General features: G+C 72.1%; 20 protein-coding genes and 1 pseudogene. 6 read left to right on the top strand and 15 right to left on the bottom strand.

Annotated features, from left to right (window positions below):
- Window positions 1–246: 246 nt before the first annotated feature.
- The 9 genes from EF387_RS11100 to EF387_RS11145 form a co-directional block, all read right to left on the bottom strand.
- Window positions 247–3,009, bottom strand: a complete 2,763-nt coding sequence (locus EF387_RS11100) for an ATP-binding protein (RefSeq protein WP_238431442.1) — start codon at window positions 3,007–3,009, stop codon at window positions 247–249.
- 238 nt (window positions 3,010–3,247) lie between these two features.
- Window positions 3,248–4,327, bottom strand: a complete 1,080-nt coding sequence (locus EF387_RS11105; RefSeq protein WP_202918200.1) for a zinc-binding dehydrogenase — start codon at window positions 4,325–4,327, stop codon at window positions 3,248–3,250.
- 174 nt (window positions 4,328–4,501) lie between these two features.
- Window positions 4,502–5,209 (bottom strand): SDR family NAD(P)-dependent oxidoreductase, encoded by a 708-nt coding sequence (locus EF387_RS11110; protein ID WP_202918201.1) that lies wholly within the window; start codon window positions 5,207–5,209, stop codon window positions 4,502–4,504.
- Window positions 5,210–5,233: 24 nt separating this feature from the next.
- Window positions 5,234–6,394, bottom strand: a complete 1,161-nt coding sequence (locus EF387_RS11115; RefSeq protein ID WP_128376358.1) for a thiolase family protein — start codon at window positions 6,392–6,394, stop codon at window positions 5,234–5,236.
- Window positions 6,391–6,909, bottom strand: a complete 519-nt coding sequence (locus EF387_RS11120) for a Zn-ribbon domain-containing OB-fold protein (protein ID WP_128376359.1) — start codon at window positions 6,907–6,909, stop codon at window positions 6,391–6,393. Before EF387_RS11120 ends, EF387_RS11115 begins: the two co-directional genes overlap by 4 nt.
- Window positions 6,910–6,997: 88 nt before the next feature.
- Entirely contained in the window at window positions 6,998–8,140 is a 1,143-nt protein-coding gene (locus tag EF387_RS11125; RefSeq protein ID WP_128376360.1) for an acyl-CoA dehydrogenase family protein, read from the bottom strand.
- Window positions 8,137–10,944, bottom strand: a complete 2,808-nt coding sequence (locus tag EF387_RS11130; protein ID WP_238431443.1) for a putative PEP-binding protein — start codon at window positions 10,942–10,944, stop codon at window positions 8,137–8,139. The genes EF387_RS11125 and EF387_RS11130 overlap by 4 nt, the downstream gene beginning before the upstream one ends.
- Window positions 10,941–11,579, bottom strand: a complete 639-nt coding sequence (locus EF387_RS11140) for a hypothetical protein (RefSeq protein WP_238431444.1) — start codon at window positions 11,577–11,579, stop codon at window positions 10,941–10,943. The genes EF387_RS11130 and EF387_RS11140 overlap by 4 nt, the downstream gene beginning before the upstream one ends.
- Window positions 11,580–11,644: 65 nt before the next feature.
- Window positions 11,645–12,475, bottom strand: coding sequence for an enoyl-CoA hydratase/isomerase family protein (locus EF387_RS11145; RefSeq protein ID WP_128376363.1), 831 nt, complete (start codon window positions 12,473–12,475; stop codon window positions 11,645–11,647).
- Between the two features lie 127 nt (window positions 12,476–12,602).
- On the opposite strand from EF387_RS11145, the gene EF387_RS11150 reads away from it, so the two are divergent.
- From EF387_RS11150 to EF387_RS11165, 4 genes are all read left to right on the top strand, one after another.
- On the top strand, window positions 12,603–13,823 hold the full coding sequence (locus tag EF387_RS11150; protein WP_128376364.1) for an acyl-CoA dehydrogenase family protein: 1,221 nt from the start codon (window positions 12,603–12,605) through the stop codon (window positions 13,821–13,823).
- A gap of 533 nt (window positions 13,824–14,356) precedes the next feature.
- On the top strand, window positions 14,357–16,786 hold the full coding sequence (locus EF387_RS11155) for a GH92 family glycosyl hydrolase (RefSeq protein WP_128376365.1): 2,430 nt from the start codon (window positions 14,357–14,359) through the stop codon (window positions 16,784–16,786).
- Between the two features lie 104 nt (window positions 16,787–16,890).
- Window positions 16,891–17,637, top strand: coding sequence for a class I SAM-dependent DNA methyltransferase (locus tag EF387_RS11160; RefSeq protein WP_128376366.1), 747 nt, complete (start codon window positions 16,891–16,893; stop codon window positions 17,635–17,637).
- A 73-nt stretch (window positions 17,638–17,710) separates the two neighbouring features.
- Window positions 17,711–18,145: a hypothetical protein gene (locus tag EF387_RS11165; RefSeq protein ID WP_238431445.1), complete on the top strand. Its 435-nt coding sequence runs from the start codon at window positions 17,711–17,713 to the stop codon at window positions 18,143–18,145.
- Here EF387_RS11165 and EF387_RS11170 read toward each other — a convergent pair.
- Window positions 18,114–19,049 carry an ion transporter gene (locus EF387_RS11170; protein ID WP_128376367.1) on the bottom strand — a complete coding sequence of 312 codons (936 nt, stop codon included), beginning with the start codon at window positions 19,047–19,049 and terminating at the stop codon, window positions 18,114–18,116. The genes EF387_RS11165 and EF387_RS11170 overlap by 32 nt on opposite strands.
- 172 nt (window positions 19,050–19,221) lie before the next feature.
- On the opposite strand from EF387_RS11170, the pseudogene EF387_RS48180 reads away from it, so the two are divergent.
- A pseudogene (locus EF387_RS48180) lies at window positions 19,222–19,560 on the top strand (SbtR family transcriptional regulator); the annotation flags it as partial.
- Window positions 19,561–19,701: 141 nt separating this feature from the next.
- On the opposite strand, the gene EF387_RS11180 reads toward EF387_RS48180, so the two are convergent.
- The 5 genes from EF387_RS11180 to EF387_RS48185 all read right to left on the bottom strand — a co-directional run bounded on the left by EF387_RS11180 (window position 19,702) and on the right by EF387_RS48185 (window position 24,249).
- Entirely contained in the window at window positions 19,702–21,270 is a 1,569-nt protein-coding gene (locus tag EF387_RS11180) for a pentapeptide repeat-containing protein (protein ID WP_128376368.1), read from the bottom strand.
- 555 nt (window positions 21,271–21,825) lie between these two features.
- Window positions 21,826–22,491, bottom strand: coding sequence for a dihydrofolate reductase family protein (locus EF387_RS11185; protein WP_128376369.1), 666 nt, complete (start codon window positions 22,489–22,491; stop codon window positions 21,826–21,828).
- Entirely contained in the window at window positions 22,491–22,997 is a 507-nt protein-coding gene (locus EF387_RS11190) for an SRPBCC family protein (RefSeq protein ID WP_128376370.1), read from the bottom strand. Before EF387_RS11190 ends, EF387_RS11185 begins: the two co-directional genes overlap by 1 nt.
- 3 nt (window positions 22,998–23,000) lie before the next feature.
- A complete protein-coding gene (locus tag EF387_RS11195) occupies window positions 23,001–23,342 on the bottom strand; it encodes an ArsR/SmtB family transcription factor (protein ID WP_128376371.1) in 342 nt (113 codons plus the stop codon).
- 118 nt (window positions 23,343–23,460) lie between these two features.
- Entirely contained in the window at window positions 23,461–24,249 is a 789-nt protein-coding gene (locus EF387_RS48185; protein WP_238431446.1) for a TMEM175 family protein, read from the bottom strand.
- A 190-nt stretch (window positions 24,250–24,439) separates the two neighbouring features.
- On the opposite strand from EF387_RS48185, the gene EF387_RS11205 reads away from it, so the two are divergent.
- Window positions 24,440–25,537: a LacI family DNA-binding transcriptional regulator gene (locus tag EF387_RS11205; protein ID WP_128376372.1), complete on the top strand. Its 1,098-nt coding sequence runs from the start codon at window positions 24,440–24,442 to the stop codon at window positions 25,535–25,537.
- Window positions 25,538–25,605 lie beyond the last annotated feature (68 nt).

Raw genomic sequence — 25,605 nt, forward strand, 5'->3', positions numbered from 1 at the left:
AGGCCCCGATCGCCATCAGCGCCGGAGCGAGCATCACAGCGCAGAAGAGGCGTGAGGAAAACGCAAGGGCACGCAATTCTTTCCCCCGATCGATCGTGCATGGTGAACGGCTGACCCGCCGTTCGATGTCGGCTCTTCACCGGGTGCCGCGAGGTTCCCGGCAGCGGCCTTGGTGGTGGGAACGCTACGGAAGCGCAGCTCCGAGCACCCCGGGGACGGCCCTGGGGAGATCCCTGGGGAGCGACGTCAGGTTTCCGGGGTGAGCTTGTCGATCAGGCCCATGCGTGAGGCGATACCGAGTTTGGCGTAGGTGTTGCCGAGGTGGTACTCGATGGTCTTCACGCTGAGCAGGAGTTCGCGGGCGATCTGCTGGTTCGTCAGTCCCCGTACGGCGAGCCTGGCGACGGTGAGTTCCTGTGCGGTCAGCACCGGATGCCGGGTGGTCCGCGGGCGTACCGCCACGCGTCCGCAGGCCGTCAGTTCCCTGTCACACCTCTCCAGATACGGCGTGGCTTGCAGGCGGAGGAAGGTGCTTTGCGCGGCTTCGAGCTCGGCCGCCGCGTTCCTGCGCCGGCCGGAGCGGCGCAGGAAGGTGCCGTAGGACAGGCGCAGGAGTGCCTCTTCCCAGCAGCTCTCTCCCTGTGCGCAGTGCCGCAGTCCGTCTTGGAACGCCTGCTCGGCGGCCTCCGGGTGGCCGCGGGCTTCCTCCAGCAGCCCGCGACAGCGCGCGGCCGCCGCCTGCTCGAGCCAGCGGCTCCGCTCGGCCGCGCGGCTCTCGTACGGGGCGAGCACCGCGTGGGCTTCCTCCGTCCGGCCGGTGCGCGTCAGGGCTTCGGCGAGCAGCGGGCGCCAGGCGACGAGCCCGGCCTCCTCGATGCCGGAGCGGTGGACGATCTCCGGACTCAGTAAGGGGCTCAGTTCCTCGATCACTCTCTCGTGGTCCCCGCGGGCGGTGTGCACCAGGGCGAGTGCGGTGGCCGCGAAAGCCGAATCATTGACGTCTCCGAGTACGCGGGCGTGTTCGGCCGCCGATCTGGCGTGTGCTTCGGCGGCCCGGAAGTCGCCCCGGCCGGCGAGGGGGAACGCCGTGACGGCGTGCACCACGGCGAGGATGGAGATCTGGTCGGTGTCCTCGGCCAGGGACACGGCGTGGGTGCCGTGGGAGATGGCTTCGTCCCACTGCCCGGCCCGGTACGCGGCGTCGGTGAGGAAGCCCAGGGCCACGAGAGCCGCGTAGGGCAGTCCGCCACGTCGGTGGGAGTCGAACGTCTCTTTGAGGTCCCGGCGGGCCTCGCGCAGCTGTCCGTTCCACAGCCGCAGCATGCCGCGGGCGAGAAGGCCGTCCAACCGCTCCGGAATGTCCCGCGGCCCCGCGGGCGGCAGATGGGAGAGGGACCGCATGCCCTTCTCGTACGCGCCTGAGATCGCCAGTCCGATGGCGAGGGCGTCGCGCAGAAAGGACGACCGCTCGCCCGGTGGCAGGGCGAGCCCGCGCTCGGCCCAGTGGATGATGCGCGGTGCGTCGCCCTGGATGAGGCACAGCCAGGCCAGCTGCTCCGCGGCCTTGCGGAGTGTCTCTGTTTCCGTGGTCACATCACAGGTGTCCCAGCAGGCGGTGAGTTCTCGGCGGGCGTCGTCGAGTCGGCCGGCGGTGAGGGCCAGATGCCCCAGTACGTAATGCTGTTCGGCGTCGGGCACCATCGAGCGGATGGTCTGTTCCAGTTCGGCGGCCTGGCTGACGTCTCCGGCGAGCAGGAGGTACTCGACCGCTCGAAGCAGCCACCGCGCGTGCCCGCCGGGCTCGGTCGACAGGCGGGCGGCGGCCATCGAGGCGGACGCCGCCACCGACCAGGCCCCCTTCTCGGACTGGTGCGCGGCAAACACGGCAAGATCCTGCGCGAGTTCTTCCTCCGGTCCGACGGCGGCGTGGACCCGGTGTTGCAGTGTGACCCAGGGGTCGTCCATGAGGCCGGCGGCCAGGTGGTGGAGACGTGAGCGCTCAGCCGGCTCCAGCCCGCGGTAGACGGCCGCGCGCAGGAGCGGATGGGGGAAGACCACCTGGGGCGGGGCCCCCGCCGGGCCTTCGTCCAGCAGTTCGCACGCCATCGCCCGGGTGAGCGCCGTCAGCGGCTCGGGCACGGCGCCCACCTCCGCCGCCAGATGAAGAGGGCTGGACATGCCGAGGACACTGGCGGCTTGTACGAGGCGTCGTGTGCCGCTGTCGCACGCGCCCAGCTGCTCCGCGATGATCCGCTCGTATCTACGGGGCGCCGGCAGAACGGCGTGGCCGCTGAGTACGTCGGCCGGGAACTGCTGAAGCAAGGCCTTGGTGTGCAATGGGTTTCCGTGCGTGTGGTCCCGGAGTCTGGAGATGGTCCGGCGGGGCAGCGGCGCGGGTCCGAGCGCCGCGTTCAGTTCCGTCAGCTCAGGCACCCCGAGGCCTTCGAGTGTCAGCCTGAGCGTGGTGTCGTCATGGATCAGCCGGTGAAGTCCCTGTGGCAGCCTGGGATCAGCCGCATCCCTCGTCGCCAGTACGGTCAGGACCCGGTCCACACGCAAGCGTCTCAGGACGAAGGTGAGCGCATGGAGAGAGGGCGTGTCCGCCCAGTGAATGTCGTCGATCACCACGACCACCGGGTTGCCGTCCTGGAACCGGCCCAGGGCATCCAGGAACGTGGCCCCCACGGAAACAGGGTCCAGCGCGGCGGTGCCCGGCGAAGCAGCGCGCGTCGGCTCCGGCAGCGCCGGACCGGGCGCCTCGGGAAGGTGGTGCATCAGCTGCGCGAGGACTCCGTAGGCCAGTTCCGTCTCGAGTTCGTCGCCGCTGGCCGCCACCACGCGGCAGTCCCGGCTTCTGTCGCCGAGGAATTGCCGGATCAGCGAGGTCTTCCCCATTCCGGCGCTTCCTTCGATGACGAGGACCTGGGGCTCGCCGCGGGCCGCTCTGTCCAGCCGGATGCCCATCCTGGTCAGTTCCTCGGTCCTGCCCAGAAATGGCGCCCCGGACATCTGCCGCATCCGTTCCCCCCCATCGGTTCGACGAGACCGTGAGCGCGCACGACGCCGGGCCGCGGGGCGTTCGTGGAGCGCTGGGCAGGGCCGGCTCACCCGTCCGGCCCACTCCGCCCGGCCGGAGGCCCGACCCGCCAGGGCCTGTGTCGGTACCGAGCATGACGGCCCCGATTGAGGCAGTCGTCGTTTTCGGCGATGTTTGACCGCTTCGCGCGGACGACCTGATATAGGCGGGTCAGGGCACGATGAGCGCCTTGACGACCCTCTGCCGGGCCACGTCCTCCAGCGCGGACTGCGCCTCCGCCAGCGAGTACTCCCTGCTGATGAGGTCCGTCCACGGGAACTGCTGCCGGTAGCGGGCCATCACCCGCACCGCCCGGTACAGATGTCCGACGTCGCTGCCCCAGCAGCCGCGGACGTCCAAGTGCTTCTGGTTGAGGTCGAGGTGCGGATTGAACGTGGCCGGGCCGGCGTCGGTGTACTGCCCGACGACGACGTACCGTCCGGCGTCCCGGGTGAAGCGCATGCCCTCGGGGACGGCGCCCGGCACACCGGTCGCCTCGATCGTCACGTCCGCGCCGCGACCGCCGGTCATCGCGAGGATGGTCTCCCGGCGCTCCTCCGGGGTGGTGTCGCCGATGTCGATCACGGCGTCGGCCCCGAAGCGGGAGGCCGCCCGCAGCCGCACGTCGGGGCCGCCCACCACGACCACCGATCCCGCGCCCCGCAGTTGGGCGAGCACCGCGGCGCACAGACCCACCGGACCCGCGCCCTGAACCACCACCGTGTCACCGAACGCGATCTCCCCGAGGGTCACCGCGTGCAGGGCCGTCGGCATACCGCAGCCGCCGGAGAGGAAGGCACGCCAGTCGAGTTCCTCGGGCAGCGGGATCACATGCACGCCCGGCTTCAGATGGATGTACTCGGCCCAGCCGCCGAACAGCCCGTCGTCGGCGGACAGGGTGACTCCGTAGACCCTGCGCTCCGGACAGCGGGTGGTGGCGTGCGCCACCGTGCAGTACCAGCAGCGCCCGCAGGTGCCGTAGACATCGAGGAACGTCACGGTCTGCCCCACCCGCAGCGGGGCACCCGACACGTCCCGCGGTCCGTCCCCGCCGGCACCGATGGCGGCGATCCGGCCGACGCTCACATGGCCGGGAATGATCGGATAGGGCACCCCCGCGAGCTGCCCCTTCCACAAGTGGGCGTCCGTTCCGCACACCTCACTGCCCAGGGTCTGCAACAGAACACCGCCCGGCTCGAGTTCGGGCAGCTCGACCTGGCGCAGCTGAAGCGGCACATCCGGCTCAGGCATGACGACTACGGAGATCACGGTCTTCCTCACTCCACGGCCCGCGACGACGGGCTCCTCCGGACCGGGAAGGAGATCCCCGGACTCAGGTGCCATCCTCGTCCAGCGCGCCGCCCGCGAAACAGATCACGCACCGCTCTCCTGCGAGCGCGACGGGGAGCCGTGCGCGGCGTCCCCTCACCACGGCAGCGGCTTGCGCTCGGCGAACAGGCCGCCCGTCGTGGTGTCACCCTCGGGGAGCGTCGCCAGCCAGACCGGCGTGTCGGCGCCCACTTCCGGTCCGCGCGGAGCGGACGGGCCGCCCATGCCGGTCCGCGTCCAGCCCGGATCGGCGGAGTTGACCAGGACGCCCGTGCCGGCGAGTTCGGCCGCGAGCATACGGGTCACGACGTTGAGGCCCGCCTTGGAGACCCGGTACGAGGGGTGACGGCCGGAGTCCGTCAGGGTCAGCGAGCCGTAGGAACTGCTGACGTTCACCACCCGGCCGTAACCGCCCCGCACCATGCCGGGGACGACGGCCCCGGCCAGCCGCCAAGCGCCCACCAGATTGGTGTCCAGCGTGACGCGCAGGCTGTCCTCGTCGAAGTCCAGGGCCGTTCGTGGGCCGTCGATGCTCACGCCGGCGTTGTTCACCAGGACGTCGATGGTGCCGAAGCGCTCCAGGGCCTCGTCCACCGCCGCGGTGACGCTGTCGGCCGAGGCCACGTCCAGGCTCAGCGGCACCGCCGCCGGACCCATGCGGCGGCAGACCTCCTCGGCCGCCTCCCGACGCCGGGCCGCCACCAGGACCCGCAGGCCCCGGTCGGCCAACTGCCGGCAGATCTCGGCGCCCAGTCCGCGGGCGCCACCGGTGACCAGAGCGGTTCTGCCGCTGTACTCCACCACGGGTCCGCCACCTTTCGAAGGGAGTTACACGGTCAGCACCGAGCACGCGCTGATCCCGGGTGCCCCGTACACATGAGTGAATCCGACCCGGGGACCCCCCGGGACCTGCGCCCCGGGTGCGCGCCCCTGCAACTGCCGTACGACCTCGTGGAACTGGCGCAGCCCTGAGGCGCCGACGGGCTCGCCGCCCGCCAGGCACCCGCCGTCGGTGTTCACCGGCAGCCGGCCCGTGGGATCCGTCTCCCCGGCGGCCAGCAGTTCCTCCTGCTCGCCGTGGCCGCACAGCCCGGTCTCCGCCAGATGGATCAGCTCCGACCCGCTGTCGGTGTCCTGCACCTGCGCCACCTGGACGTCCGCAGGACGCACGTCCGCGGCGCGGAAGACGGCCTCGGCAGCGTCGACGGTCGGGCTGCGGTGCGGCCCCGGGGGCAGCCAGGGCGCGAACACCTCGAACGAGCCGAACCGCCGGGTGCGCAACGCCACCGACGCCAGCCTGACCGGCCTTTCGCACAGGTCGAAGGCACGGTCGCCGAGCGCCAGCACCAGCGCCACCGCCCCCTGACCCGGAGAGCAGAACATGTACTGCGTGAGCGGCGGGCTGACCTCGGCCGAGTCGAGGATCTCCTGCACCGTCAGCGGTTTGCGACGCCAGGCCATCGGATGTTCGGAGCCGTTGCGGAAGGCCCGCGCCGCCGCCATCGCCAGCGCCCGCTCCGAGATTCCGTGCTCGTGCAGATAGCGCCGGGTCTTCAGGGCGAAGAACTGGGTCGTGAGCATCATGCCGGTCTCGGCGTACCAGTCGCCCAGTCCGTAGCGGGCGGGAGAGGCGTTGAACGCGCCCCGTCCGTGCTTGTCGAAGCCCACGGCCAGGCCCAGCGCGGCTTCGCCGGCGCGCAGCGCGTTGGCCACCGCGAGCACCGTGGACGCCCCGGTCGCGCAGCCGTTCTGCACATTGACGAACGGCACGCCGGTCAGTCCCAGCCGGCCCACCATGGTGTCGGGCTTGCCGGACACGTCCGACCCGCCGGCCGCGTAGCCGATGTCCGCCCAGGCGACACCGGCGTCCCGGAGCGCCTCGCGCACCGCGCGCTCCGCCATGTCCATTCCGGTCACGGTCTCGTCGCGGCCGAACGGATGCATGCCGCAACCGACCACGTAGACCTCGTCGGAGCGGGCCCTGGTCATCGCTCTCCTTCCGGGTCCGGCTCGAATGCGAAGGTCAGCACCTGGGTTCCGTCCTCGTCGAGATAGGCGGGCACCGTGATGAGGCGGACCTCGAGCCCGATCCGTATGTCCGCCCGCGGAACCTCCAGGCGCGCCTCGACCAGCACCTCACCCAGGTCCACATAGCCCACGTGGTACGGCCGGTAGCCCTCGGCCGGCGGGCGGTACGGCGGCTTGGGCGGGAAGGCCTGCAGCGTCCACGACCACACCCGCCCCCGGACCGGCAGCACGTGCGCGGTCATGGTTCCGCCCGAGCACTGGGGACACGACTCCTGCCGGGGGAAGACGACGGTGCCGCAGCCGGAGCACCGCGCGCCCGCGAGGCGCGGTGGGGCCACGTCCGCGAACAGACCGTCGTCGACGAGTCTGGTGGCCCCGGCGGCCGAACCGGCGCCGGTGGCTTCCGTGGCCACGGCGGCCGTGTCGGTTGCGATGGCCCTGTTGGTTGCGGTGGACCTGTTGGTTCCGGTGGTCATGCCGTCCGCCTTCTTCCGCACGGTCTTCGTGTGGTCTTGCGCAGGCTCGTCCGTACGGCCGGGTGTCGTGCCACGACCGCGGCCGGCCTCACCAGCCGAGCAGCCCGGCCAGCCGCTCCCGGTGGTGCGCGGCACCGCCCAGCAGCACGGCGTCGGACTGGGCGCGCCGGAAGTACAGATGTGCGTCGTGCTCCCAGGTGAAGCCCATGCCGCCGTGCAACTGCACGCACTCCGCGGCTACGAACACGAACGCCTCGCCGCACCACGCCTGAGCCACCGCGGCGGCCTCGGCCAGCGCCCCGGGGGAACCGGCCGCCCGGACCGCCCGCACCACCGCCGACCGGGCGCCCTCGACCTGGAGCAGCATGTCGGCACAGGTGTGCTTGACCGCCTGGAAACTGCCGATGGACCTGCCGAACTGGGTCCGGTCCCGTACGTGCGCCACGGTCATGTCCAACGCGGCCTGCGCACCACCGAGTTGTTCGGCGGCCAGGGCCACCAGGGCCACGTCCAGGGCCCGGGTGACGACGTCCGCCCCCGCACCCCCGGCGGTCAGCGCCCGGGCCCGCGCACCGGAGAAGGCGACCACGGCCTGGCCGCGACTGAGGTCCAGGGTGGGCACCCGGCGGACCGTCACCCCCGGATCGCCCGGGTCGACGAGAAAGAGATCCACTCCGTCGGCTCCGCCGGCCGCGACCACCAGCGCCGCGGCGTCCGCACCGTCGAGGACGAAGGGCGCGGTTCCGTCCAGTACGGGAGCGCCGTCGCGCCCGGTGACGGCCACCGGTACGGCGTCCGGGCGCCAGGCGCCGTCGGGTGACGCGATCGCGAGGGCGTGCACCGTGCCGCCGGCCAGCTCCGCCAGCGCCTCGTCCGCGGTGCCGCAGCCCGCCAGCACCTGTCCGGCCAGCACGGTCGAGGACAGCAGGGGCACCGGCGCGAGCGTCCTGCCCAACTCCTCGCAGACCAGGGCGATCTCCGCCAGGGACCCGATGCCCCCGACGGCCTCCGGCAGCCCGAGCGCGGCCAGACCGACCTGCCTGCCCAGGGTGTCCCACAACGCGGCGTCGACACAGGGGGAGTACTCGTCCAGCCCCCGCACGGCCGTCGTGCCACCGGCGTCCGCGCACACCGACCGTACGGTCTCGCGCAGATCGTCCCGTTCGGTGTCCGACAGGGCCATGCCCGTACCGGACGCCCCACCCACGGGATCGGTCATGGTGCTCGTCATCGTGCGCTCCCGCTCCCGCTGCTCCCGTTGCTTCCGCTCCCGTTCCGCCCGCTGTCGTCCCGTCCCGCGCCCAGCGCGCTGTGCGCGGCCGCCATCCGGGCGACCGGCACGCGGTGCGCGGAGCAGGAGACGTAGTCGAGGCCGAGGCCGTCGCAGAAGGCGATCGACTCCGGGTCCCCGCCGTGCTCACCGCACACCCCGAGCTTGATGTCCGGCCGTACGCTCCGGGCCCGCTCCGCCGCCAGGGCGACCAGCGCGCCCACCCCGTGCGGATCGAGCCGGGCGAACGGGCTGGCCGCCAGCAGTCCGCGGTCCCGGTACACGGCGAGCACCTGGCGCTCCACGTCGTCGCGGGAGAAACCGTAGGTGAGCTGGGTGAGGTCGTTGGTGCCGAACGAGAAGAACTCGGCGTGCTCGGCGAGTTCCGCGGCCAGCAGCGCCGCACGGGGCGTCTCGATCATCGTGCCGAGGCGGTACGGGACCTCGACGCCGGTGCGGGCCGCGACCGCCTCGGCGGCCCCGCGCACATGAGCCGCCGCGACGGCCAGCTCCTCCGGGAGACTGACGAGCGGGATCATCACCTCCAGCTCGGGCCGCACACCGGTGGCCGCGACCTCCACCCAGGCCGCGAAGAGCGCCTCGGCCTGCGCCGGGTAGAGCCGCTCGTGCAGCAGGGCCAGCCGCACCCCGCGCAGCCCGAGCATGGGGTTGGCCTCCCGCAGCGCGGCGGCCCGCTGTTCGGCCGCGGCGTCCTCGGCCTCCCCGGGGGCGGGCAGGAACTCGTGCAGCGGCGCGTCCAGCAGCCGTACGGTGACCGGGCGGTCGCCGACGGCCGTCAACAGATCCCGGAAGTCCTCGTGCTGGGCGCGTTCCAGCGCCAGCAAGGCCTCGGTCCGGGCGTCCGGGTCGGCGGCGAGGATCACCCGCCGGATCAGCGGCAGCCGCTCCCCGAGGAACTGGTGCTCGGTGCGGCACAGACCGACCCCCTCCGCGCCCAGGGCCACCGCAGTGTTCACCTCCGCCGCCGTGTCGGCGTTGACCCGCACACCCAGCCGTCGCAGGTCGTCCGCCCACCCCAGCACGGTGGACAGTTCCGGGGGCGGACCGGCGACGGTGACCGGCAGCGTCCCGGCGTAGACGGTGCCGGTGCGGCCGTCGAGCGACACCGGGTCGCCTTCACGCAGCACCCGGTCCCCGATCCGCACCGTGCCCTCGGCCGGGAGGACGCGCAGCGACTCGGCGCCGCACACCGCGGGGATCCCGGCGCCCCGCGCCACCACCGCGGCGTGCGAGGCGATACCACCGCTGCCCGTGAGCACCGCGGCGGCGGCCAGCATCCCGGGGACATCGGCCGGTGTGGTCTCCTGGGCCACCAGGACGACGGGCGTGCCGTCCGCGGCGAGTTCGAGGGCGCGTTCGGCGGACAGCACCACGCTTCCGGCGGCGGCCCCGGGAGAAGCGGGCAGCCCTCGGACGAGGAGATCCTCCGCACCGGTCAACCTCAGCCGCGCGTGCAGCAGTTCCTGCACCTGGTCGGGGCCGATGCGGCGGACCGCCTCCTGCGGGGACAGGGTCCCGTCGCCGGCCAGATCCGCGGCCAGGCACACCGAGGCGCGCAGCGGCGGGCGGCTCTGTGCAGCGGCGGCCAGCAGCGCGATCTCGCCGTCGCGCACCTCGAAGTCGACCGAGACGGGCGAGTGCAGATGGCGTTCGAGGGTGAGCATCGCGTGCTCCAGCAGCGCGGTGCCACCGCCCAGCCGGTCCAGCGGTTCGCCGGTGAGCGGCGGCGGCGAGCTGCGGCGTACCCCGCGGAAGAAGGAGCCCTGCGGGGAGAACCGGCCGCTCTCGGGGTCCCGGCTCACGGCAGTGCCGTAGCCGGAGCGGTCCGCCGGTCCGATGCGCAGCGCCTGTACGTGCAGTGCGATGCCGAGATCCGCGGGGAGCCGCTGTGCCTTGCGGGCCCGTCTGGCCCGGGGCGAGGCCCACCGTCCCAGCATCGCCCGGGCGGCCAGCGCGAGCTGCTCGGCCGGGTCCTCCGGGTACGGCCGCGCGGTGTGCCGGGCCACCGCCGACAGCAGCGCGTCGACGCGGGCCCGGTGATCCGGGGCGTCGAGAAGGACGTCGTCGAGGTCGGGACCGGGAACGTCGAGGGCGTACTCGGCGATCATGCGGATCGTAGCCGCCCACACCTCGTACAGCGCCTCCTCGCCGCCGATGACGGCACACAGGCCGGCGGCCCCGGCCGGGGTGACGCCGAGGCAGGCGAGGTCGGGCGGCAGCCCCGCCACGTCGGCCGGCGCGCTTGCCGACAACCGCAGCAGCAGCGGCCTGCCCCCGTCGCCGATCCGCCGTCCCGACAACTGCTCCACGAGTTCCAGGGCGGCGCGGGCGTTCTCCGGCTCGCACAGTGCGGCGGCCGAACCGACCGGCACGCTGAGTCCTGGCACCACCGGCAGCCCGAGCGCCACCAGCCGGTCCATGGCGACGCCGTGCGTGCCCAGATCCGCGGCCTCCAGCCCGCGGATCCGCCCCTGGCCGTAGGGGACCAGAGCGCGGCCGGGGCCCTGCGCCCGGGGAAGCGTGTCGGCTTCGGGGCGCACGTCGGCTTCGGGGAGCATGCCGGCCTTCGAGAGCATGCCGGCTTCGGGCTGCAGCTCCGCCTCCGGGAGCACATCGGCTTCGGGCCGCGCCTCGGACTCGGAAAGCACATCTTCGGGGAGCATGTCGGCTCTCGGGAGCACGTCGGCTACGGGGAGGGCTTCCTGCGCGTCGAGCGCGTCTGCCCGGCGGTCGGTGACGCTCAACCCCGGCTCCTTCGGACCAGTTCCTCCTCGAGGGCCTCGTCCTCGGCCCGGCTGACTCCCAGCACCAGCAGCAGCTCCTGGTGCAGCCGCATCCACACCGTGTGGTACGAGTCGCACAGCGGCGAGGCGAGCCACTCCACCGCGCCCTCGTCGAACCGGTCGAGGGCCTCCTCGAGGGCCGTCATGTACCGTCCGCTGCCCGCGAGTTCGCGTTCGAGCCTGCGCAGCACCGGCTGGATGGCCTCGTGCACGTCCTCCAGCGACTCGCGCACCTCGGCGTCGTAGACACTGTCGGAGTGGTCGTTGGCTGTGCCGTCGGGGCGGCACTGCCACGCCGTGCACACCTCGCGGATCCTCCGGTTGACCGGCAGGAACGCCTCGTAGACCGCGGTGATCCGCTGCTCCTCGGCGGAACCGGGGGCGATCCGCAGGATCTGGGCGGCGGCCGTCCGGGCGCGCTCGGTCGGCAGCACCATCGGGCCCTTCACCATCGCCAGCCCGGCCTCGACCAGGGGACGGTGCTCGGACTCGGGCCTGCCGCGCCACATGCCCCGCAGGACGAGGTCGACGACGGCTTCGGTGAGGGACTCGTCGAGAGCGTCCGTTCCGGCCACGGCAGCAGGTTGCATCGCCATACCTCTTCCTCGGTGCTGTGTTGCCCGGAGGTTACGCTCCGGCGGGGTTGTTAGTGAAGAGTCCATCAAGAAACACTTTCCGGTTTCCGGTCCGCGCGCCGGTCGCCGCCCGCCCCCGCCGGGGTCCGCGGGGCCAGGAACGCGGCCATCCGGGCCTGTGCCTCCTCACCGTCCGCGAGGCCCGCGATCAGCCGAGCCTCCTCGGCGAGGTGACGGCGAAGCCCGTCGGCGGCCAGGGCGTCGCGCCGCAGCAGGCCCTTCGCCGCCCGCAGTGCGGCGCCGGCCCCGGCGGCCAGCTCCGCGGCGGTGCGCCGCGCAGTCCCGTCCAGCTCGTCGTCGTCCACGGCCCGGGAGACCAGGCCGAACCGTTCGGCGTCCGCGCCGGTCAGGACCCGGTTGGTGAGGATCAGATCGGCCGCCGCCCGGGGCCCGGCCAGGCGCGGGAGCAGCCAGGACGCCCCACAGTCGGGGGTCAGTCCGATCGCCGTGTAAGCGAGGCGGAACCGCGCCGACCGCGCGGCCAGCACCAGGTCGCCGACCAGGGCGAGGCCGATGCCGCCGCCCGCCGCGGCACCGCGTACCGCGGTCACCACGGGCACCGGCAGCTCGTACAGCGACAGCACCGCAGCGTGCGCGGCGGTCGCCACGGCGTGCACATACGCGCCGGTCTCGGCCCCGCGGCCGGCGAAGGCGCGCAGGTCGCCGCCGACGCAGAAGGTGGCGCCCGCCGCCCGCAGCAGGACCGCGCCGCCCGGGTCCGCGGCCACCTCGGCCGTCACGTCCCGCAGCGCCTCGGCGGTCCGCAGATCCAGGGCGTTGCCCCGTCCGGGATCGTCCAGCAGGAGTTCGACGACTCCGTCCGGATGGCGGACGACCCGGACCGGCTCGGTATCCATGTGACCTCTCCCGTCATCGCGCGATGTCACTCAGGAAGATACGAAGATACTGAAGACGTTGTACAGTTTCTAGGCGTAGCGGGCGCCGACGCCCCTACGTTCGTACGCCCCATTGGCGGGAGGAACCGTGCCCATCCAGTTCGACGTCGATCCGCCCGTCGCCCGACTCGCCGAACTCACCGCCGAGTTCGTGCGGGAGGTCGTCGTCCCCGCCGAGCGCGACTGCGGCGGATCCGTCCACGACGCACCCGACGAACTGCGCGCCTCCCTGCAGAAGGCCGCCCGCGACGCAGGCCTGTTCGTGCCGCACATGCCACCCCGGTGGGGCGGGCACGGACTCGACCTGCGCGGGCAGGCCGTCGTGTTCGAGGCCGCCGGGTACTCGCTGCTCGGACCCCTCGCCCTGAACTGCGCGGCGCCGGACGAGGGCAACATGCACCTGCTGGAGAAGGTGGCCACCGAGCAGCAGAAGGAGCGTTATCTGCGCCCACTCGCCGCCGGTGAGTGCCGCTCCTGTTTCGCGATGACCGAACCGGCTCCGGGAGCCGGGGCCGACCCCCGCTCCCTGCGGACCACGGCGACCCGGGTCCCCGGCGGGTGGCGCATCGACGGACGCAAGTGGTTCATCAGCGGGGCGAACGGAGCCGGCTTCGCCATCGTCATGGCGCGCACCTCCGGCAGTCCCGGTGACCCCGGCGGGGCCACGATGTTCCTGGTCGACGCCGGCACCCCGGGCATGCGCATCGTCCGCGACATCGAGACCCTGGACGAGAGCCTGTTCGCCGGACACAGCGAGATCGTGTTCGAGGAGTGCGTGGTCGGCGAGGAACAGGTGCTGGGCGAGGTGGACCGCGGCTTCGACAACGCTCAGGTCCGGCTCGGCCCCGCCCGGATGACGCACTGCATGCGCTGGCTCGGCGCGGCCCGCCGCGCCCAGGACGTCGCACTGGAGCGGGCGGGAAGCCGGACCGCCTTCGGCTCCGTACTGGGAGACCTCGGCATGGTGCAGCAAATGCTGGCCGACTCCGAGATCGACATCGAGGCGAGCCGTGCCCTGATCCTGCGTACCGCCTGGGAGTTGGACACCGGTTCCGCGGCGGCGGCGCAACTCACCTCCGTCTCCAAGACCTTCGTGGCGGAGGCGGTGGGCCGCGTGGTCGACCGCGCGGTCCAGATCTGCGGAGCACTGGGCATCTCGGCCGCCGACGCCCCACTGGCCCGCCTGCTCCGTGAGGTCCGGCCGTTCCGCATCTACGACGGCCCGTCGGAGACCCACCGCTTCGCCATCGCACGCCGCGCGCTGCGCCCCCACCGGCAACCGCGCCCGGAGACGCCCGCCGACTCCTGACGGGGTGCCCACGGCCGGGAACGGCGGCCCGGCCGGGTGGGGTGGGAGTCAGCTGTCTCGGGATCGGGTTCGGGCACTGTCTCGGGATCGTGTTCGGGAGTTGTCTCGGCGCCGGGTTCGGGAGCTGTCTCGGCGTCGGATCCGGGAGCCGCGTGGGGCGTCGGGTCGTGAGCTGTGTCGGCTTCAGGTTCCGAGCCGTCCCCGTGTCCGGTCCCGAAGCCGTCTCGACGGCGGGTCCGGAGCCGGTGCCGCCGCGCCGGAGCCCATGCCACGGCGCCGGAGCTCATGCCACGGCGCCTGAGCCGGTGCCGCCGTGCCGGAGCCCATGCCACCGCGCCTGAGCCGACGCCAGCGGGCCTGAGCCGGTGCCGGCGGGCCGGAGCCGACGCCACCGCGTCGCGTTCACCGCGCATTCACCGGCCCGACGCACGACTCGCTTCCCGGCCTCCCAGGTGCCTCCTAAGCTCGCTGATCGACTCGGGGCGGCGCGTGATCGCGCGCGCCCGGTATCGGCTTCTCAACCGGAAGGTGCCATGCGTCTGAGATCGCTGCCCGTCACCCGGCGGCTCACCCGGCGGGGTGTCGTCGTTCTGTTGTCCACCGTCCTCGGCTTATCGGCCGCACCGCCCGCAGCGGGGGCCGGTGCTCCGGTCGACCGTCCCACCGCCTACGTCGACCCGCTGATCGGCTCCCGCAACGGTGGCAACACCTACCCCGGGGCCACCCTCCCGTACGGAATGATCGCCTGGTCGCCGACCAGCACCACCGGCGACCAGACCAGCACCGGCGCCGCCAACGGCTACCAGTACGACACCACCCGGATCCGCGGCCTCAGCCTCACCCATGTCAACGGCGCCGGATGCAACCCAGGTGCCGCGGGCGACGTGCCGATCATGCCGTTCGTCGGTGAGGTCACCTCCTCGCCGTCGGCCGACACCCGGGACGCGGTCTACGCCTCCACCTTCTCGCACGCCAACGAGAAGGCCACTCCCGGCCGTTACACCCTCGGCCTGGACTCCGGCGCCACCGCCGACCTCGCCGTCAGCCGGCGGGCCGGCGTCGCCGACTTCACGTTCCCGGGCGACAAACCCGCCAATCTCCTGTTCCGGGTCTCCAACTCCCTCAACGGCAGTGAGGACGCCCACGTCGAGATCGACGCCGCTCGTCGCAAGGTGACCGGCTGGGTGCTCACCGGCGCCTTCTGCGGCCGACGCGCCAACGGCGGCGTCAACAACCGCAAGAGCTACTACAAGCTCTACTTCAGCGCCTCCTTCGACCGCGCCTTCTCCTCGACCGGCACCTGGAAGGACGGCACGCTCGCACCGGGTTCGACCTCCGCGTCGGGCGGGGAGGGATACGCCACCGGCGCGGACCGCGCGGGACGCGGCTCCGGTGGCTGGGTCGGCTTCGACACGAGTGATGACAACGATGTCCGCATGCGGCTCGGCATCTCCTATGTGAGCCTCGCCGGCGCCGAGAACAACCTCCGCCGGGAGACAGCACCGCGGGCGAGCGTCGACGACGTCGCGGCGGCCGGTACCCGGGCCTGGGACCGGGAACTGCGCTCCGTCCGTCTCGGCGGCGGTACCGACGACCAGCGCACCGCCTTCTACACGGCGCTGTACCACTCACTGATGCAGCCGAACCTGATCAGTGACACCGACGGCCGCTACTACGGCATGGACGGCGCGGTGCACCGCGTCGAGCGCGGCCAGGGGGCCCAGTACAGCAACTTCTCCGGCTGGGACCAGTACCGTGCGCAGATCCAGCTGCTGGCCGTGCTCAAACCGCGTGTTGCGGGAGACTTCGCGCAGTCCCTGTACAACTTCGCCCGGCAGAACCGGGGAGTCTGGGACCGGTGGGTGCACATCAGCGGTGCCACCCATGTCATGACGGGCGACCCGTCGGCGGCGACCCTCGCCACCTTCTACGCCATGGGCGTACGCAACTTCGACTACGAAGGCGCCTTCGACTCCCTGGTCCGCCAGGCCACCGTCCCCCATCCCGACGGCCTCTCGGACGCGGGCTGCCCCGGCCAGTGCGTGGGCCAACGCCCCAATCTGGCCCAGTACTTGAGCTCCCACTACGCGGCCCAGGACGTCTGCCACTGCTGGGGCGGCGCGGCCGAGACCCTGGAGGACGCCGTCGCCGACTCCGCGCTCGCCGAATGGGCCGAACTCCTGGGACGGGACGAGCAGGCGACGGCCTTTCGCGAGCGCGCCGGCTACTGGCGCAACGTCTACAACCCGAACGCCACGCCGACCGCGGGCTACATCCAGGCACGCAGGCTCGACGGCTCCTGGGTGACACCGTTCAGTCCGGGCAGCGACCTCGGTTTCGCGCAGGGCACCAGCGCCACCTACACATGGATGGTTCCGCAGGACGTCCAGGGGCTGGCCGAGGCGATGGGCGGCCGGGAGACCGCCGCCACCCGGCTGGACGGCTTCTTCCACAAGCCCGACGGCTCCTGGTCGGTGAGGGGCGGCGACGCCCTGCGCTACGACCCCACCAACGAGCCGGGCATCCACGCCCCGTGGCTGTACAACGCCCTCGGGCAGCCGTGGAAGACCCAGGCCACCGTCCGGGAGATCCTCACCACCGTCTACGGAACCGGCCCCGCGGGCCTGCCGGGCAACGACGACCTCGGGACCATGTCGGCCTGGTACGTCTTCTCCGCCCTGGGCCTCTACCCGCAGACGCCCGGCAGTGCCACCCTGCTGCTGGGTGCCCCCCTGTTCCGGTCCGCCGTCCTCGACCGCCCCGGCCGCGGCGACATCGTCATCAGCGCACCGGACGCCGGCGCCACCCACCCGTACATCGAGTCGGTCCGCGTCAATGGCCGTACCAGTGAACGTTCCTGGGTGGACCGGAGGCTGACGCTGTACGGCGGAACGCTCACCTACCGCCTGGCGGAACAGCCCGACACCACCTGGGCCACCGAACCGGCGAACCTGCCCCGCTGACCCTCGTGCACCGGCCCGCACCCGGGCCGGTGCACGGCACCACGGTGATGCCCGGGCGGGAAAATCGCGCGCGTCAGCCGGGCCGCGGACGGTACGGTCCCCGGATGCATGACGACGACGGGGACGACGGCTACTTCGGCGAGAAGATCGCCGACACCTACGACGAGTCCACCGAGGGCATGTACGCCCCGGACGTGGTCGACCCGGCGGTCGACCTGCTCGCCGAACTCGCCGGTGACGGCCCGGCGCTCGAACTCGGCATCGGCACGGGCCGGATCGCGCTGCCGCTGGCCGGACGAGGGATCCCGGTGCACGGCATCGACATGTCCCGGGCGATGGTGGCCCGGCTGCGCGCCAAACCCGGCGGCGACGCGATCGGTGTGACGGTCGGCGACTTCGCCACGACCCGCGTGACCGGTTCCTTCTCGGTCGCGTACCTGGTGTTCAACACCATCATGAACCTGACCACACAGGACGCCCAGGTGGCCTGCTTCCGCAACGCGGCCGACCACCTACGGCCCGGAGGCTGCTTCGTCATCGAGGTGGGCGTGCCCGATCTGCGCAGGCTGCCGCCGGGACAGAACGCGGTCCCGTTCGACATCAGCCCCACCCGGTGGGCGTTCGACACCTACGACGTCGCCACCCAGTCACAGAGTTCCAACTACGTCACCATCATCGACGGACGCGCCGAGCACTGGTCCATCCCGTTCCGGTACGTCTGGCCCGCCGAGCTCGACCTGATGGCGCGACTCGCCGGGCTGCGGCTGCGCGACCGCTGGGAGAACTGGCGACGGGATCCGTTCACCAGTGAGAGCGGCGGACATGTCTCGGTCTGGGAGAAGCCCGCCTGACCATCGCTGTACCGGCCGCACACCCGGCATGTACAGTCACCGGACCGTCCCGTCACGGGCAGGAGAAACCAGCGTGTCCCGGGCGGTCGAGGAGCGCATCGTGGACCTTTCTCCTCCTGTGTTGAACCGGCTCGCGAACAGTTCTCTCGGGTGGGTCCCGATGGTCGCGTGCGTGGCCTACGGGGAGCAGACCGGTGAGGCGTTTCCACGCGCCGCGGCGGGTGCGGCCCTGCTCGTCTTCGCGGTCCTCGCCGTCCGCGGCTACCGGCTGGGCCTCTCCTGGGACACCGGGACACTGATCGTCCGGGGCTACCTGCGCACGCGCGTCATCCCCCGGGGGTCCGTCACGGCGGTCACGGACTTCCCCGCGGTCAGGTGGACGACGCGTACCGGACGGGCCCGATGGACACCGGTGGTGGTCCTGATGACCGCCACGGCCGAGCTAGCGGGAATCCGGGACTGGAAGGAGCGCTCCGTCAGGGATCTCCGGCGGTGGGCACGGCGATAGGGGCGACGGTTCGGGTCGGGTCCTGATGCCCGCCGTGGCCCACGGTCGACACGGCCGAGGCCTGCGCGAGGCTGCGCTCCAGGTCGTCGAGGGCCCGGCGGGCCGCGGCGATGCGTTCACGCAGGAGGACCGTGTCGTCGGGGTGCGCCGCCGGGGGGTCTTCCCGCTCCATGTCACGTGCTTCGTCCAGTGAGTTGATGACGACCCCGATCAGGACGTTCACGAGCACGAAGGAGGCGAGGAGGACGTACGACGCGTAGTAGAGGAGGCTCCAGCGGGAGACCTCCAGGCCCGCGTGGACCGCGTCACCGATGCCGTCCAGGGTCATCAGGAGGAAGAGCGTGAGCGCCGCACGGCCGATGGAGCCGTAGTGCTCGGGATCGTGGCGGGCGAAGAACACCCAGCCGACCATCGCGTACACATACAGCAGCAGCGCTCCGACCAGCAGGAAGCTCGCCGTACCCGGCAGGCTGCGGCCCACCGCGATCATCATGATCCGCAACTGCGGGAGGAAGCGTGCGGTGCGCAGGACCCGGGCCAGCCGCAACAGTCGCAGGACGGTGCCGTTCTCGCGGACGACCGGCAGGAACGCGGACAGGACGACGGCCAGGTCGAAGACGTTCCACGGGTCACGGAAGAAGTCCTTCGGGCGGTCCGCGTGTGCCGCGGCCCGCAGCAGGATCTCCACCGTGAAAGCGGCCAGGCAGGCGTGCTCGGCCAGACGTAACCAGCCGCTCCACTCCTGGACCGCACCGGTGTACGTCTCCACGCCGAGCAGTGTCGCGTTGGCCAGGATCACACCTAGAACGACGACCGCGAAGGCACGTGCCTCCGTGATGGTCCGGCACCGGCGTGCCAGCGCCTCGCGAGCCGACAGTCTGCGCTCGGCCGTGTGGTCCGTCATGCCGTTTTCTCGTCCCCCGGGGGTCAACAGGGCGGAGAGCCGGGCATGTTGTCGCTCCGGGCCCGCCCTGCAAGATCCTTCTCCAGGAGTGTAGATGCCCTCCGGAGTGGTGGTGGACCAGAACGTTCGCGCACCGAAGCGGTGCCAAACTGAGCTTGGCGACCATCGGTACAGCAGATCGGCGGCCGACGCAGGTTGGCTACGCGACTGCGTCGCGACGGCAGGTGAGTATCGGGGCTTTGTAGCGCTGACGGCCGCCGCCCCTGAAGACAGCGAGTCAGCACTCCATGCTCCGTGCGTCACCATGCGTACGGCGGGCACGCGGCTCCTCGCCGGTGCGCAGGGCGCGGGGAAAGCGTGGACCGACATCGACGGCACCGATCTGTTCGCGCTGGTGGCGGCGCTCGCGTGGCTGGGCGACCAAGCCTCGCTCGCACCACGCGCCGGTCACCACTTCGATGTCGTCGCGAGCGCAGTGCTGACGAGCGCGGCGAGCAGCGATGCCGAAGGAGAGCGCCGCGTGTCGCGCCCGCAGCTGACATCGTCACGCGCGGCCACCCCGAGTCGTCGGCGCACCCTCACCACGCGAATCGCGGCCTTCGAGCGAGGCGGAGCTGGTCGGGGTGGAAGGCACCGGAGAGCAGGAGGTCGTTCAGGTCGATGTCGGTAGGGTCAGGTGCGAGGTGTCGACCCCGCGCACCGAGACCACCCGCACGCCACTCTCGGCGCCTTCCAGCAGACTCTCCTCCACCGCCGTACCGCCGCTGGTGGTGAAGGGGGCGGTGTGGGCAGCCACGGTCACGGGGAACGACAGCACCGAGTGACTGAGGTCGAGGGCCGCGTAGCGCAGACGCAGAGTCGCCGTCGACTCCCACCGGGTCTCTTCGCAGCGCACCTCACGCGCCGCGATCTCCAGCGTCACAGGCACCTCGAACACCGCACCGGACAGATTGACCTTCCCCGCACACACCACCGGCCCGAACAGCGACGCCAGCGCGAACCGCGCCCCGCGGAACTCGGCGTCGCTGGAGAACCGCGCCCCGCGGAACTCGGCTGTACCGGAGAACCGCGTCTCATCGAACCGGGTGGTGTCGAAGAACTGTGCCCCGTCGAATCCGGCGTCGCTGGAGAACCGCGCCTCGCGGAACCAGGCGTCCCTGGAGAACCTTGCCCTGCTGAACATGGTGGGGCCGGAGAACTGTGCCCCGTAGAACTCGGCGAAGCGGGAGAAGTGTGCCCCGTCGAACTCGGCGTCGCTGGAGAACTGCGCCCTGCGGAACCAGGCGTCCCTGGAGAACCTTGCCCTGCCGAAGCTGGCAGGGCCGGAGAAACGCGCCCCGTCGAACCGGGCATCGCTGGAGAAATGTGCCCCGTCGAATCGTGCGTCGCCGGAGAACTGCGCTCTGTCGAACCCGGCGGCAATGAAGAACCGCGTATCGCCGAACCCGGCATTACCGGAGAACCGCGCACCGCGGAACTCGGCCCGGCCGAACTGCCCCCCGTCGAAGCCGGCGTCGCTGGAGAACTCCGCGCTGTCGAATCCGGCGGTGCGGGAGAACGGCACCCCGTCGAAGTTGGCGGGGCCGGAGAACTGCGCCCCGCGGAACTCGGCGTCGCTGGAGAACCGCGCCCCGCGGAACTCGGCGGTACCCGAGAACCGCGCCTCGGTGAACCAGCCGGTATGGAACTGGGCCCCGCGGAACACGGCGTTACCGGAGAACCGCGCCCCGCGGAACGTGGCGGTACGGGAGAACCGGGCCCTGTCGAAGACGACATCACCGGAGAACTGTGCCGTGCCGAACCCGGCGGTGCCGGAGAACTGCACGTCTTCGAACCGCGCGATATCGGAGAATCGCACGCCGTGGAATTCTGCGTTACCGGAGAACCGCGCCCCATCGAACCCGGCAGGGCCGGAGAACCGCGCCCCGTTGAACAAGGCAACGCCCAGGTGGAGTTTTCCGGTGGTGGGGTCGCGCAGGGCGTGGAGGAGACCTCTCAGGAGTTGCTCGGTGAAGGGGGTACCGCGGTGGTCGATGTCGGCGCCGGGGGTCAGGGAGGCCAGGTAGACATCGCGGTCGGTGTCGTCCAAGTGGGCCAGGCATGCGGTGTGGCCGGGCACATGGATGCCGGGGCAGCCGACGGGGGCGGTGGCGGGGTCGGCGCCGTGTCCGCAGTGCGGCCAGGAAGGCGGGGCTGGGGCGGGCGTCGGTGGTGTGCTCATGGTTTGGGAACTCCGGGGCTTTCGGCAGTGACGGGGGCCGACGGCGCTGTCTGCCGGGGCGTCGGCGGCAGACGGGCGGTAGACGGGCGACAGGGGTTCGGGGCGCCGCCGGGTCAGAGCCTGCCGTGGTGGAAGGGGTTGTACGCGGTGAAGGAGTCTTCGTCGGTCTCTCCGCGGTCATCGGCATTCGGCCTGACAGGCGGGGCGGGCGAGGTCACCCTGCCGGGTGGAGCGCCACGGCGTTCTGGTGCGGTCGCAGAACTCGGCATGGCTCAGGCCGGTGTCGGTCGGCCTACGGCGGCGCTCGACCTGCTCCAGCCGCCACGCGGCCCGACGCCCCCGCGCCGGCACACCGCGCCCGACGCTCCCGGCGGAACCTCCCCACACGCACAGCCGTCACCCGCGACACCCTGCCACCCAAGAACCAGCCGCCACCGACTGTTCAGGGGAGGATCGCGCGGCCGAGATCGAGAACGCTCGCACTTCCTGGCGCCCGGAGCGTCGAGGATCTCACCGTGCTGCCGGCTCGACGGGCGAGCGCTGAGGTCGAGGCAGTTACCGCTCCCGGACCGCGTAGGTCAGGTGGGTCACCCGCTGCGTCGGCTCCGCGCGGACCGGCTCCAGGGCCACGCGGCCCGCGTCCACGCCGTCGAACAGGCGGATTCCGGAGCCGAACAGCACGGGTGCGAGCGCGATCGAGAACTCGTCGATCAGGCCGGCGTTCACGTACTCCAGGATCGTTGCGCCGCCGCCCGCGACGCGGACGTCTCGGTCGCCGGCGGCCTCGCGGGCCCGGTCGAGCGCGGGCTCGATGCCGTCGTTGACGAAGTGGAAGGTGGTCCCACCCGGCCGCTCCCAGGGGTCACGCTTCTCGTGCGTCACGACGAAGACCGGCGTGTGGAACGGCGCCTCTTCCGGCCACGCCTGCTCGCCGAGGTCGAACATGCGCTTGCCCATCACGCTCGCGCCGGTGCGCTCGAACGTCTCCCGCGCGATGTCGTTGTCGCGCCCTTCCTCGCCGCCCTCGCCCAGCTTCAGGTTCTCCCGGAAGAACCGCTGCGGGAAGATCCACTGCTGCAGTTCCATCCACTGCCCCATCCAGCGCTGGACCTGCGGGTCGTCCTGATTCTCGGGTGCGAAGAAGTCGTCAACGGGCACGGACTCGGGCGCGATGAAGCCGTCCAGCGACATCGACACGCTGAAGAACACCTTCCCGGCCATCAGCCCTCAGCTCCCTTCCGAACGGTCTCGGTGAGGTAGGCAGCCAGGTTGCTCAGGGTCTGCCGGCCGCCCTCGATCGCGTGGTACTTCTCGACCGCCTCGTCGCGCAGCTCCTTGGTGGGGAACACCGTGCGCATCTCGATCCGGGTCGCCGCGCCGTCGGGCGCGAACGTGAGGACCGACTCGAAGGCGTTCGCGTCGCCGCGGGACTCACCGTGCAGCAGCGCGATCCGCTCGGGCGGGGCGATTTCCGTCCAGGAGATCCACTCCTGGTAGTCCGTCCCGTCCGGTCCGTGCATCACGAAGTCCCACTCCCCGCCGACGCGGAACTCGAAGGACCGCGTGGTGGTGGTGAACCCGTCCGGTCCCCACCATCGCGACAGGTGCCGGACTTCGGTGAACGCCTCGAACACCAGCTCCCGTGGGGCGTCGATGATCCGGGAAATCACGATCTCGCGGTCGGCCGTCGCTGACCGCGCCGGCGCGTCCCGTCCTGTCGCTGCCATCGGTCACTCCTCCTGCCTTGCCTGCTTGAGGTCCTGCACGTACGCGTCCAGCCGGTCGAAGCTCTCGTTCCAGAACCGCTCGAATCCGCCGGCCCACTCGTGAACCGGTCGCAGCCCACGGGCGTCAAGGCCGTACAGGCGCTGCTTGCCTGCCTTGCGGTCCCGCACCAGCCCGACCTCCCGGAGCACCCGCAGATGTTTGGACGCCCCCGGCTGGGTCATCCCCAGCTCCTGGGCCAACTCGGTCACCGGCCGCTCACCCGCCCGCAGCAGCACCAGGATCTCCCGGCGCTGCGGCTCGGCGATGGCGTTGAAGACATCCGACGTCGTCGCTGCTCGTGCCATGGGCGCCATCATATGCCGTTATGGGTATGCGTCAAGCCGTGGATCTTTCACAGCCCGGTCTCCCAGGGCCAGAACTGTCAACGCCTGAAATACGCGACCTCACCAGTACCAAGGTGGCTCACTCGCGGCGGCGCCGCTGCCTGCGCCCGATCGTGACGTTGAGCGGGATCAGCGTGAGCCAGAACCACATGGCCGCCGCGGGGGAGAGGAAGGCGAGAGGGGTGGCCAGACCGAACACGAGGGCGGTCGTGCCGGCGTCCACGGATCGTTCCCGTACCTGGGCCGACGCCTCAGCCGCGCCCGCGCCCGCAGCCGCGCCGGCCCCTTTGGCCGTCGTCGGCTCGGGAGTCGCCCCCTCAGCCGCCGCTCCCTCGGCGGTCGCACCCGGAGGCGTTGCCCCCGCGGGCCGCCCGTCCGACACGATGCGCCGCTGGATCGCGGCCATGAGCGCCACATGAGCCGCGTTGGTGGCGGCGACGGTCGCCGAGTAGACGGCGACGGCCAGGGACTGGTCCGTGTACTCGGCGAGCAGCGCCGTGGGGAACGGCAGCAACGCGACCAGCGCCAGCCCCAGCAGCGCGAGCCCGGTCACCGCTCCGTCGACCGTGGGCGTCGCGTCCAGGATGTGCCGGTGTTCGCGCCAGAACTGTGCGATGACCGCGAAGCTCAGGGCGTACGCGGCCAGGTTCGGCAGCGTGTCCCCCAACGCCTCGCGAAACGCGGCGTCGTCGAGTCCGGCGGGCACCGAGACGTCCAGGACCAGCAGCGTCATCGCGATGGCGAAGACACCGTCCGAGAGCGCTGCCAGCCGCTGGGCGCCCGTGCCGGTCCCGGCCCCAGGGCCCTCGGCCGCCCCGCCGCCCTCCGCACCGTCTCCCGCGACCACGGGACGCCCGTCGTCCGTCACACCCCCAGATCCTGCCGCCGGCGCCCGTCGGCCGCCCGCCGGAAGCGTCCGTCCGGGAGGCAATTGATCGATTGATCGGTACCATGGGGCGCATCGCGCGAATACGATCGCGCACACCGCCGTACGGTCGCGCCCGGCAACGCGCGCCGGGCGGTCCTTTCGAACGCAGGCGTGACGGAAGCGGTGGGGCATGCGGGAGTCGGCGCAGAAGCGGCAGACCCGGATCGCGGAGGTGGTGCGGGGCCGCGGCGTCGCGCGCATCACCGATCTCGCCGACGAACTCGGCGTCTCCGTCGTCACGGTGCGCCGCGACGTGGAGGAACTGGCCCGGCGCGGAGAGGTGCGTCGCGGACACGGGGTGGCGCGGTCACTGCAGCCGATGCCCGAGGAAAGCGTCGCCGGGGGCGGGGGAGACGCGGTCGCGATGATCGTCCCCGAGCGCAACACCTACCTCACCGAGGCTGTCCAAGGCGCGCGGGAGGCCGCCGAGAAGGCCGGACTGCGACTCGCGCTGCACATCGCCGCCGACGAGGGCGGGGCGGAGCGCGAGGCGGTGCGCCAGGCGCTGGACGGCGGCGCGCGCGGGCTGCTGCTGTCGCCGCACTGGCGTACCCGGGAGGAGGCGGACGCCGACCACTCCTGGCTGGCCGCCCTGGACGTCCCCACCGTGCTCGTGGAGCGCCGGCCCGCGCGGACCAGCGCGATCTACCCGCTGGACTGCGTGCGCTCGGACCACGCGTACGGCGTGCACCTGGCGCTCGGGCACCTGGTGGACCTCGGCCACCGGCGGATCGTGCTGGCGGCGCGCGACGACAGCCCCACCGCGCGGGTCATCCGCGCGGAGTTCGCCGAGCAGGCCGCTGCCCGGGGTCTGGCCGACGGGTGCCGCGCGATCCTCAGTTCGCGCACCGCGGGCCCCGACCCGAGGGCCGCCGATCCGCGGGCGCTCGATCTCGCCGAAGCGGTCCGCGAGAGCGGGGCCACGGCGGTACTGATCCACAGCGACATGGACGCACTGGTGCTGGTACAGCGGCTGCAGGCGGCCGGGATCGACGTGCCGGGACGCGCTTCCGTGATCGCTTACAACGACGTGGTCGCCGACATGGGTCCCGTCCCCCTGACGGCCGTCGCGCCGCCCAAGGCGGAACTCGGCCGCACCGGGGTCGACCTGCTGCTGCGTCGGCTGGACATGGCGCGCGGCGGTCTGCGACCCGGTGCCAGCCGCCACCTCGAACTGCTGCCGAGCCTGGTCGTCCGGGAGTCGACGGCTCCGGCCCCCGCCCGCTGAGCTGGACCTCGGCGACCTCCGTACCCCTGAGCCGGCGGCCCGGCGCCCGGCGGCCAGCGCCCGGCGGC

Source organism: Streptomyces cavernae (assembly GCF_004023625.1).
Taxonomy (GTDB): Bacteria; Actinomycetota; Actinomycetes; order Streptomycetales; family Streptomycetaceae; genus Streptomyces; species Streptomyces cavernae.

Excerpts from the sequence above, each read along its gene's own strand:
- EF387_RS11100 (WP_238431442.1), bottom strand. The coding sequence starts at position 3,009 with ATGTCCGGGGCGCCATTTCTGGGCAGGACCGAGGAACTGACCAGGATG.
- EF387_RS11105 (WP_202918200.1), bottom strand. The coding sequence starts at position 4,327 with ATGCCTGAGCCGGATGTGCCGCTTCAGCTGCGCCAGGTCGAGCTGCCC.
- EF387_RS11115 (WP_128376358.1), bottom strand. The coding sequence starts at position 6,394 with ATGACCAGGGCCCGCTCCGACGAGGTCTACGTGGTCGGTTGCGGCATG.
- EF387_RS11120 (WP_128376359.1), bottom strand. The coding sequence starts at position 6,909 with ATGACCACCGGAACCAACAGGTCCACCGCAACCAACAGGGCCATCGCA.
- EF387_RS11125 (WP_128376360.1), bottom strand. The coding sequence starts at position 8,140 with ATGACGAGCACCATGACCGATCCCGTGGGTGGGGCGTCCGGTACGGGC.
- EF387_RS11140 (WP_238431444.1), bottom strand. The coding sequence starts at position 11,579 with ATGGCGATGCAACCTGCTGCCGTGGCCGGAACGGACGCTCTCGACGAG.
- EF387_RS11145 (WP_128376363.1), bottom strand. The coding sequence starts at position 12,475 with ATGGATACCGAGCCGGTCCGGGTCGTCCGCCATCCGGACGGAGTCGTC.
- EF387_RS11155 (WP_128376365.1), top strand. The coding sequence starts at position 14,357 with ATGCGTCTGAGATCGCTGCCCGTCACCCGGCGGCTCACCCGGCGGGGT.
- EF387_RS11160 (WP_128376366.1), top strand. The coding sequence starts at position 16,891 with ATGCATGACGACGACGGGGACGACGGCTACTTCGGCGAGAAGATCGCC.
- EF387_RS11170 (WP_128376367.1), bottom strand. The coding sequence starts at position 19,049 with ATGACGGACCACACGGCCGAGCGCAGACTGTCGGCTCGCGAGGCGCTG.
- EF387_RS11180 (WP_128376368.1), bottom strand. The coding sequence starts at position 21,270 with ATGAGCACACCACCGACGCCCGCCCCAGCCCCGCCTTCCTGGCCGCAC.
- EF387_RS11185 (WP_128376369.1), bottom strand. The coding sequence starts at position 22,491 with ATGGCCGGGAAGGTGTTCTTCAGCGTGTCGATGTCGCTGGACGGCTTC.
- EF387_RS11190 (WP_128376370.1), bottom strand. The coding sequence starts at position 22,997 with ATGGCAGCGACAGGACGGGACGCGCCGGCGCGGTCAGCGACGGCCGAC.
- EF387_RS11195 (WP_128376371.1), bottom strand. The coding sequence starts at position 23,342 with ATGGCACGAGCAGCGACGACGTCGGATGTCTTCAACGCCATCGCCGAG.
- EF387_RS11205 (WP_128376372.1), top strand. The coding sequence starts at position 24,440 with ATGCGGGAGTCGGCGCAGAAGCGGCAGACCCGGATCGCGGAGGTGGTG.